The sequence below is a fragment of the Vibrio sp. V04_P4A5T148 genome (genome assembly GCF_963875605.1).
Lineage (GTDB): Bacteria > Pseudomonadota > Gammaproteobacteria > Enterobacterales > Vibrionaceae > Vibrio > Vibrio anguillarum.
Window position 1 is genome coordinate 1 of sequence record NZ_CAWNMS010000084.1, and the last position, 10,263, is coordinate 10,263.

The following is a 10,263-nucleotide window of genomic DNA, read 5'->3' on the forward strand; positions in this document are numbered from 1 at the left end:
GTTCCAATCTCACTAAAATTTCATTTAGTGAAGTTGAGCGACTTATTTTAAAGTTTGTTAATATTTATTATATAGAATAGGCGCCAATCACTCGATTCCGACTATCGATGATAGGAATCATAGGCAAATGACTGTCTAATAATAACTTTCTAGCTTGAACTTTATCCATTAAGGCCGATACGGCAATATCGCTTTTGTGCATAATATCTTTCATGATGATATTCATCTGTGATACCACCACCTTGCTTAAATAAACAAACCCTAAGTATTCACCTGCATCACCAGAGATAAAGATAAGGTTTAAGCGTTTATCGGTTAAGGACGATGAGCGTAGAATCGCAATCACCGCTTCTACAGATAGCGATGCGCCTACACAAATAAAGTTGTTATCCATTTCGGTTTGAATAGAATGAGCAGCAGGTAGCCGGTTGCCCGTAGCTAATGATGTATTGTACATAACCATCTTTGTATCTCCTTGAAACTATCAAGGCAAAGAAACCAAATTATGCAGAAAATCCACGTAACTGAACTGCAATAAGCTTATACCATCAAGCTCAAGCATTCCCCGCCTTGAACAAGCAAGTTAGGAGAAGATAAAGTCAGTCAAATAGAGAAGCCGTGTACTTGCGAAAGTTCTAGCGGTGTACAGATGACACGCAAGAAATTCAAAAGCATTCACGCTCTAGCCAGTAGAAACGCTGTATTTAATAAATCATATGATCGACTTAAACAAACACGATACTCTATAAAAAGAGTGTGATATTGACAGGAGAGAACAAGAAAAGGAGCTTCGTTAGTATGAATACCAACTAAGCAAAAGCGAGGCTTTAAATGAAAAGTTGGCAACAAAACGTAGGTTTTTCTACTAACCAGAAAATACCACACTTGGATAATCGACTACTCGACGAGTCCATAGGTTTCTATTGCACCTCTAAAAAGTTAATAATAAGTATGCTTTCTCAGCGCGGTTATCCTAACGCAGATAAAATAATGGTCAACCAAAACAATCGAACAATGTTCATTTTTTACAATACCATGACAATACAAGGTAGCATCCAAACCTGTTCTAATATTTAGGCCACAAACTTTGTCATCATATATTTATTATAAATACACAAAATGCCACTTATATTCATACGAGTAATTAAACCATTAACGACAAAATTTATCTTAAGATATCAATCACGAGTATTCCACTCACGCTAGGGAAGAGCTAACAATAAAAATGAATTTTATGATTGATGCTGAGACGAACAACGTTCGGCATCAGCACCACTAAAAAGGAGCAAATGCTCCCTTATGTGGTTTTTTTGCTAATTTGTTAATGACTCTTCTAGCGCCCGCAAGCATAAGGCCACGTTTTCACTGCGTGCCCCATACCCCATTAAACCAATACGCCACGCTTTACCCGCTAAAGTGCCAAGGCCGGCGCCGATCTCCAAGTTGTATTGATTGAGCAAATGCGCTCGCACTTTAGCCTCATCAACCCCTGTTGGAATATAGATCGCATTCAATTGCGGTAAACGACAATCTTCAGCAACGACAAATTCAAATCCTAATTTTTCTAGGCCCTGCTTTAATTTGTCATGCATCACACGATGACGTGCCCACGCCTGCTCTAGACCTTCGTTTCTCAACACCAGCAAGGCTTCATGCAACGCGTACAAACTGTTAACAGGCGCAGTGTGGTGATAACTGCGCTTGCCTGCGCCGCTCCAATAACCAAGCACTAAGCTTTGATCTAAAAACCAGCTTTGAACGGGGGTTGTGCGAGATTGAATTTTTTCAATCGCTTGCGCTGAAAAAGTCAGTGGCGATAAACCCGGAGGGCACGATAAACACTTTTGACTCCCTGAATAGACGGCATCGAGCTGCCATTGATCCACATAAAGTGGCACGCCGCCTAAGGATGTCACCGCATCTACAATACTCAGCATGTTGTTTTGCTTAGCCAGCAAACCTAATGCTTGCGCATCACTCAATGCACCAGTTGACGTTTCTGCATGGACAAACGCGAGGATTTTAGCATCAGGGTTAGCCTGTATGGCTTGCTCGACTTTATCGAGCGAAACGGGGGCTCCCCACTCATCATCCACCAGCACCGCCTCTCCGCCACAGCGCACTACATTCTCGCGCATACGCTCGCCAAAAACGCCATTGCGACACACGATGACCTTATCTCCTGGCTCAATCAGGTTGACAAAGCACGCCTCCATACCAGCGCTGCCCGGCGCGGAAACCGCGATGGTAAACTCATTTTCTGTTTGAAAAGCGTATTTAAGCAGCTGCTTTAGCTCATCCATCATCTGGATAAAAAGCGGATCTAAGTGGCCAACGGTCGGCCTGCTCAGCGCTTGTAATACTTGAGGGTAAATATCTGACGGGCCTGGCCCCATCAAAATTCGCTGGGGTGGGTTAAAACTGGTAATGGACATAGTTGCTCCTTGCTTGCGGCCAAATACGAATACCCAGAGTAAAACAAATCCACTGATGCAACAATTCGACCGAAGTCTAGAGGTCAAACCAGTGTCACACTCTGGTTAATTTTATTTTACATTTGGACTTAATTAGCGATTGACATTAACAGTTCAAAAACGTTCAATGAATGAGCTATCTAGCAGAAGAGGAGCACTGCCCAGGCAGATGTTTTGTGGAGCCTCAACTCCAATACAAAACATTAATGGGGAGCAGTGCCGAGATAAACCAAGGTTGTGGATTTGGTTTATCGGTTGAATGGGCTGAATCCCTTCAACTGTCATCAGCAACCCTGATGAAGAGCTTCTGAGGTAAACCAATCATAAAAACACCTCTTTATTTGCTCTAGAAAAACTCTCTTCAAACATTGGACGTTGGTACACCAACACTATTTTTATTTCAGGAAGTCGTGGGAGAAATGCCGTGAGCGCATTCAATGTCGCCAAATTTGGCGGAACAAGCGTTGCTAACTTTGAAGCAATGAGCCTTTGTGCCGCTGTGATCGAAAATAATCCAGAGACCAAATTAGTCGTGAGCAGTGCCTGCTCTGGCGTGACGAATTTATTGGTTGAATTAGCCAATGGCGTACAAGATGCCAATCAACGCTTAAGTATTATCAAACAGTTAGCTGATATTCATCATGCGATTATTGATAAACTTGCCGACCCGCTACAAGTTGAAAAAGAGGTACACTCAATTTTAGATATGGTGGCCAGTGTCGCAGAAGCGGCCTCTTTTCAAGCGAGTAAAAAACTGACCGATCACTTAGTGGCTTGTGGCGAGTTAATGTCGACCTTCATTCTGACGCAATTACTGCGTGAACGTGGCATGGATGCGATCCGTTTTGATATTCGAGAAGTGCTGCGTACTGATGATCACTACGGTCGGGCAGAACCGCAATTAGAACAGATCCAGCAATTAGCCCAAGAGAAGTTAACACCACTTTGTCTGCAACACGTAGTGGTAACTCAAGGTTTCATCGGCGCTGATGAGCAAGGAAATACAACCACATTGGGCCGAGGCGGCAGTGATTATTCTGCGGCCTTGATCGCCGAAGCGGTACAAGCTTCTGGCTTAGAAATTTGGACTGATGTGCCGGGGATTTATACGACCGACCCTCGCATTGCGCCTAAAGCCGCTCCGATTGCGGAAATAAGCTTTAGCGAAGCATCGGAGATGGCAAACTTTGGCGCTAAGATTTTGCATCCATCGACGTTGCTGCCCGCGCTTCGCCATGATATCCCTGTGTTTGTCGGCTCCTCAAAAGAGCCTGAAAAAGGCGGCACTTGGATCCGTAAACGTGTGGAAAGCTCACCTCTATTTAGAGCCTTGACCCTACGCTGCAATCAAACCATGGTTACGCTACGCAGCGCTAGCATGTTTCACGCATACGGCTTTCTTTCGAAGGTGTTTGAAATTTTAGCCAAACACAAAATTTCGGTGGATTTGATCACCACCTCTGAAATCAGCGTCTCATTAACATTAGATAAAACCGATACCTCAGGTGGAGCGCCTGAACTGCCTCAAGCGGTGCGCTTAGAATTAGAAGAGCTGTGTAAAGTTGAAGTCGAACATAATCTGTGTTTAGTTGCGCTGATCGGCAATAACATGAGTGAAAGCAAAGGCTATGCAAAACAAGTTTTTAGCACCTTAGAAGATTTCAATTTGCGTATGATTTGCTATGGTGCCAGCCCGCACAACCTCTGCTTTTTATTACACGAGTCGGTTTCTAAAGCGGCAATTCAGAAACTTCATCAAGATTTGTTTGAACGATAAAACCACATTGAGTAGTTACACGCTGAATAAAAAACAGGTTGGCTTAGCCAACCTGTTTTTTATTACTTAATCTAAATTCGGCCCAAGCCATTTTTCCGCTTCTTGTGCATTCCAACCTTTACGTTGCGCGTAATCTTGCATCTGATCTTGCTGAATTTGTGCAATGGCAAAATAACGAGAGTCCGGATGCGAGAAGTACCAACCTGACACCGAAGCACCCGGCCACATAGCGTAACTGGTGGTTAAAGACATATCGATGGCTTGCTCAACCTGCAACATCTCCCACAAGGTGCCTTTTTCCGTATGCTCAGGACACGCTGGATAGCCCGGCGCTGGGCGTATACCTTGGTATTTCTCACGGATCAAATCATCGTTCGACAACTCTTCGTCAGCAGCATAGCCCCAAATTTCTTTACGAACTTGCTGATGCAAATATTCCGCAAAAGCCTCAGCAAGACGATCAGCTACCGCTTGGATCATGATGGCGTTGTAGTCATCGCCTTGCGCTTTATATTGGTCTGCTAATTCTCGCTCACCAATTCCGCCTGTCACGGCAAATGCGCCGATCCAATCTCGTTTACCACTCTCCTTTGGTGCAATGTAATCGGACAAGCAGTAGTTATAACCTTTGGGCTTTTCGGTTTGTTGGCGTAAGTGATGCAGAACATGAGCAACCTCGGTGCGCGATTCATCGCGATACACTTCGATATCATCTCCCACACTCGCGGCCGGGAATAAAGCGCAAATACCGCGAGCCTTGAGTAGCCCTTCTCGCTCAACTCTATCAAGCAATGCATTAGCATCATGGAATAAACTTTGCGCTTCCTCTCCCACCTCTTCGTGTTCAAAAATCGTTGGATATTTACCCATCAATGACCATGTCATGAAAAATGGTGTCCAGTCGATGTAACGACGAAGGGTAGCCACATCAAAATCATCAAACACATGTACGCCCAATTTAGCCGGAACTGGCGGCGTATAGTTATCCCAATCGATAACCGCTTTATTTGCCCTTGCCACTTCTAATGAGACAGGCTTAGTTCGGGGGGTTTTACGGTGATGTTGATCACGCGTGCGTTCATAGTCGATGTTTAATTTTTCCACAAAAGCAGGACGTAACTCATCAGAAAGAAGCGAAGAACAAACGCCTACTGCGCGCGAAGCATTGTTCACGTACACAACTGGCTGGTGATAATTTTGCTCAATTTTAACTGCGGTATGTGCTTTAGAGGTGGTTGCTCCGCCAATCAAAAGCGGTAATTTAAACCCTTGTCGCTCCATTTCTTTAGCGACGTGCACCATTTCATCTAAAGAGGGAGTGATGAGGCCGGATAACCCAATGATGTCGACATTCTGTTCTTTCGCGACTTTGAGGATCTGCTCGCATGGCACCATAACGCCGAGGTCAATGATTTCGTAGTTATTACACTGCAAAACGACGCCAACGATATTTTTGCCGATGTCGTGTACATCCCCTTTAACTGTGGCAAGAAGGATTTTGCCATTATTGGAACCCGCTTGCTTAAGCGCGTTGATGTAGGGCTCTAAATGCGCAACGGCTTGCTTCATAACGCGCGCCGATTTCACCACTTGCGGCAGGAACATTTTCCCTTCGCCAAAGAGGTCACCGACCACGTTCATTCCATCCATTAGAGGCCCTTCGATCACATCCAGTGGGCGAGTGGCATTTTGACGAGCTTCTTCTGTATCTTCAACAATATACTCGGTGATACCTTTGACTAACGCATGCTCTAAACGTTTTGCGACTGGCCATGAACGCCATTCAAGCGCACTGGCATCCTCTTCCTTACCGACACCTTTGTTCGCGTATTCAGCCGCAATATCCAGTAAGCGTTCAGTGCCATCGCTGCGGCGATTGAGAATGATATCTTCGACTGCTTCACGCAGTTTCTCAGGCACGTTATCGTAAATCTCAAGCTGACCGGCATTGACGATACCCATGTCCATGCCGTTTTTAAAACAGTGATAAAGGAATACAGCATGGATCGCTTCACGCACATAGTTGTTACCGCGAAAAGAGAAAGAGACGTTGGAAACCCCGCCGGAAATCATCGCATGGGGTAAATTACGTTTGATATCAGCCACGGCTTCGATAAAGTCCACAGCATAATTATTATGCTCATCAATACCGGTCGCAACCGCGAAAATATTCGGGTCAAAAATGATATCTTCAGCAGGGAAACCAACCTCATCAACCAAAATTCGATAAGCTTTGGTACAAATTTCAAGTTTTCGCTCACGGGTATCCGCTTGGCCTACTTCATCAAACGCCATCACGATCACAGCAGCACCATAGCGGCGAATGAGTTTAGCTTGTTCAACAAACTTCTCTTTCCCCTCCTTGAGGGAAATCGAGTTCACAATCCCTTTGCCTTGAATGCATTTGAGACCTGCTTCAATTACCTCCCACTTAGAAGAATCAACCATGATTGGTACTTTGGAAATATCCGGCTCAGAAGCGCATAAATTGAGAAAGCGGACCATGCAAGCTTGCGCATCCAACATCCCTTCATCCATATTGATATCGATGATTTGTGCACCGTTTTCGACCTGCTCTCGAGCAACATGCAGCGCCTCGTCATACTGTTCATCTTTGATTAAACGCTTAAAACGCGCAGAACCAGTGACGTTAGTTCGCTCACCTACGTTGATGAATAAGCTCTCTTTGGTAATCGTCAGCGGCTCTAGACCGGATAGACGACAAGCCACTGGAATATCGGGTAACGCTCTTGGTTTCACACCTTCGACCACTTTTGCCATTTGTCTAATGTGCTCAGGAGTGGTTCCACAACAGCCACCAACAAGGTTCAAGAATCCTGCTCGCGCCCATTCCCCGATGTGCTGCGCCATCTCATCGGCTTCAAGATCATACTCACCGAATGCGTTAGGCAACCCCGCATTGGGATGAGCCGAGACATAACATTCAGAAATACGTGATAGCTCTTCAACGTATTGGCGCAATTCATCCGGACCGAGTGCGCAGTTCAAACCAAATGAGATAGGCTCAACGTGTCGCAGTGCATTATAAAAGGCTTCGGTTGTTTGCCCAGAAAGCGTTCGACCAGAGGCATCGGTGATTGTCCCTGAGATCATTACGGGCAGTTTGTAACCCAACTCTTCAAACACACAATCCACCGCAAAGGCACAGGCTTTAGCATTTAAAGTATCGAAAATGGTTTCAATCAAAATTAAGTCGCTGCCGCCACGAATTAAAGCACGTGTTGATTCTGAGTAAGCTTCAACTAATTGCTCAAAGCTGATATTTCGAAACCCAGGGTCATTCACGTCAGGGGAGAGCGAGCAAGTGCGGTTTGTTGGCCCTAGCACTCCCGCCACGTAACGAGGTTTATCAGGCGTTTTCGCCGTCCATTCGTCAGCAGCTTCGCGTGCAAGTTTTGCAGCAGCGAAATTGATTTCCCCACTAATGGCTTGCATATCGTAGTCGGCCATTGCGATGCTCGTCGCGTTGAAGGTATTCGTCTCGAGGATATCAGCACCTGCTTCCAAGTAAGCACTATGAATTTCTTTGATTAACTGAGGCTGCGTCAAGACGAGAAGGTCATTATTTCCTTTCAGATCGCTTGGCCAATGGGCAAAACGATCTCCACGATAATCTTGCTCTTCCAATTTATAGCTCTGAATCATGGTGCCCATGCCACCATCAATCAATAATATTCTCTGTTGCAATTGAGCTTCAATTTGACTTCTAACTTCTCTTCCCACAGTACAGCCTCATTCCTTTTGGTTATTCGCTCATCCTATCATATAACCATTAGAAATCTAGACGTCTAAACTTCACTTTAATTATCGTTTGATACATCTGCAATCATGGCTAAAAAGTGTTTGCTATTTGTACATCATCCAAGGAGAATTTCATTCATATTTTGTTACACGACGAGAAAACAATGTCTGTCTATTACACTTTATGCTTCCTATCAGGAGCAGCAATGTTGATTGCCTTTCTAAACAGTAAGATAGGCAATATGCAAACCACTATCGCCATTACAGCAGGATCGATGATGTTGTCATTATTGATCTTAGTTGCAGGTCAAAATGATTGGTTTCATCTAACTCAAATAGCGACCGAAACCGTCAACAGTATTAACTTTGAAAATTTTCTGCTCAAAGGAATACTCGGTTTTCTACTTTTCGCTGGCGGCCTAGGCATCAAATTACCCAACCTAAAAGATCAGAAATGGGAAATCGCGGTTCTTGCACTAGGCGCAACGCTATTTTCAACCTTCTTCATCGGTTTTGGGCTATACGCCTTCTGTCAATTTATCGGTATTCACTTCGATCTCGTTTACTGTCTGCTCTTTGGTGCACTCATATCACCAACAGACCCAATAGCCGTATTAGCTATTGTTAAAAAGTTAAATGCACCAAAACGTATTTCAACCCAAATCGAGGGAGAATCGCTCTTTAATGATGGTTTTGGTTTGGTTATCTTTGTCACTATTTTCACTATTGCATTTGGTACAGAAGCACCAACCATAGGTAGTGTAACTATGTTGTTTATTCAAGAGGCAATGGGGGGCATCCTGTATGGCCTAGCTCTTGGGCTATTATTCCACTACCTCATCAGCGCCACCGATGATCACTCAATGGAACTGCTTTTAACCATTGGTATACCGACTGCTGGCTATGTTTTTGCAGATGTTATTCATGTTTCCGGGCCTTTAGCTATGGTTGTATCAGGGATAATGATCGGCAACTGGACACGCTTCATTGGCTTTTCAAAAGAAAGTGAAGAACACCTTGACCACTTTTGGGAATTGGTTGACGAATTTTTGAATGGTGTGCTCTTCCTACTTATCGGTATGTCGATGCTACTCTTCAAATTCCATGAAGAGGACTGGATATTGATGGCTTTCGCCATTCCTCTTGTCTTATCTGCTCGCTATCTAAGCGTTTTTTTCTCTTACATCGGCTTCAAGCGTTACCGCTCCTACAACCCATGGTCAATAAAGATACTAACTTGGGGAGGACTACGAGGTGGGCTAGCACTAGCAATGGCACTTTCTATCCCATCTGGCATATTAGTTATCCCAGACAAGCTTATTGATGTAAAAGAGATAATCCTTGTTATGACATACGCTGTCGTGGTGTTCTCAATACTTATTCAAGGTTCAACAATTACCCCATTGATAGACAAAGCAAAACAAGCTGAAAAGTCGTCAGTGTAAAACTGTCAGTAATGACTGATCAAACCAATTTTATCCCTAGCCGATGTTCTAGAACATCGGCTTTTGCTATCTTTACTTTGTTGCTCCTCTCTATATCTACTGTAATACCAATTCAAAAAATATGATCTAATTAAGGCTGTTGAACTATGGTGAAATATCACTATGAATAGCTTTAGTAACACCTATTTAAAAAGCTGGCGAACCCTATTCAAATGAAGGTGTGATGATGGCTCTCGCACACCCCAAAGAAAGTCATTCACATACACAAATAATCACACAATAGCTTAAAGTCAACCGAACAAGTTTGAACAAACAGGTTCAATGATTATTGAAGAAGGGCGCCAAGTAAAATTACGGACCGGTAAGCGAGCCCTAGCTAATCAGAGTGTTACGGATTACAAGGAGTGAATATGTAAGTATGTGTGGAATTGATTTTTAGAAGACGGCACTGAGAGTGATAAAAAATAAAATGCTCTTTTGCTCAAACGAAAGAAGCCCTGCTATTACTAGCAGGGCTTCTTAATAAGTGGCGGAGCGGACGGGACTCGAACCCGCGACCCCCGGCGTGACAGGCCGGTATTCTAACCAACTGAACTACCGCTCCGCAGCGTGTCTGGTTAGACAATATTCAAAGCCTGGCGATGTCCTACTCTCACATGGGGAGACCCCACACTACCATCGGCGCTGTTGTGTTTCACTTCTGAGTTCGGCATGGAATCAGGTGGGTCCACAACGCTATGGTCGCCAAGCAAATTTCTTAATTCGGAAAGCTGTTTCGTTCTCATTCACACATTCAATGTTCTTC

The 10,263-nt window shown here is 44.2% G+C and carries 5 protein-coding genes, 1 tRNA gene, 1 rRNA gene and 1 riboswitch; of the genes, 2 read left to right on the forward strand and 5 right to left on the reverse strand.

Features of this window, described 5'->3' with window-relative positions; all coding sequences use genetic code 11:
• Positions 1-67: 67 nt before the first annotated feature.
• Both AACT18_RS16025 and AACT18_RS16030 read right to left on the reverse strand, forming a co-directional pair.
• Positions 68-463 (reverse strand): hypothetical protein, encoded by a 396-nt coding sequence (locus tag AACT18_RS16025; protein WP_064624263.1) that lies wholly within the window; start codon positions 461-463, stop codon positions 68-70.
• Positions 464-1,313: 850 nt separating this feature from the next.
• Positions 1,314-2,435, reverse strand: a complete 1,122-nt coding sequence (locus tag AACT18_RS16030) for a pyridoxal-phosphate-dependent aminotransferase family protein (RefSeq protein WP_094124708.1) — start codon at positions 2,433-2,435, stop codon at positions 1,314-1,316.
• A gap of 178 nt (positions 2,436-2,613) precedes the next feature.
• Positions 2,614-2,789, forward strand: a riboswitch (Lysine riboswitch).
• Positions 2,790-2,898: 109 nt separating this feature from the next.
• On the opposite strand from AACT18_RS16030, the gene lysC reads away from it, so the two are divergent.
• Positions 2,899-4,251, forward strand: a complete 1,353-nt coding sequence (gene lysC, locus AACT18_RS16035; protein ID WP_017043419.1) for a lysine-sensitive aspartokinase 3 — start codon at positions 2,899-2,901, stop codon at positions 4,249-4,251.
• A 66-nt stretch (positions 4,252-4,317) separates the two neighbouring features.
• On the opposite strand, the gene metH is transcribed toward lysC, so the two are convergent.
• A complete protein-coding gene (gene metH / locus AACT18_RS16040) occupies positions 4,318-7,995 on the reverse strand; it encodes a methionine synthase (RefSeq protein WP_094124709.1) in 3,678 nt (1,225 codons plus the stop codon).
• 182 nt (positions 7,996-8,177) lie between these two features.
• Between metH and AACT18_RS16045 the strand changes: the two genes are divergently transcribed.
• Positions 8,178-9,458, forward strand: a complete 1,281-nt coding sequence (locus AACT18_RS16045) for a cation:proton antiporter (RefSeq protein ID WP_081265549.1) — start codon at positions 8,178-8,180, stop codon at positions 9,456-9,458.
• A gap of 527 nt (positions 9,459-9,985) precedes the next feature.
• Here the strand turns inward: AACT18_RS16045 and AACT18_RS16050 are convergent.
• Together AACT18_RS16050 and rrf are read right to left on the reverse strand one after the other, a co-directional pair.
• Positions 9,986-10,062 (reverse strand) — tRNA-Asp (locus AACT18_RS16050).
• A 29-nt stretch (positions 10,063-10,091) separates the two neighbouring features.
• A 5S ribosomal RNA gene (rrf, locus tag AACT18_RS16055) occupies positions 10,092-10,207 on the reverse strand.
• Positions 10,208-10,263: the final 56 nt, after the last annotated feature.

What these genes read in the sequence shown, in the direction of transcription:
- AACT18_RS16025 (WP_064624263.1), bottom strand. Translation starts at nt 463, where the DNA reads ATGGTTATGTACAATACATCATTAGCTACGGGCAACCGGCTACCTGCT.
- AACT18_RS16030 (WP_094124708.1), bottom strand. Translation starts at nt 2,435, where the DNA reads ATGTCCATTACCAGTTTTAACCCACCCCAGCGAATTTTGATGGGGCCA.
- AACT18_RS16045 (WP_081265549.1), top strand. Translation starts at nt 8,178, where the DNA reads ATGTCTGTCTATTACACTTTATGCTTCCTATCAGGAGCAGCAATGTTG.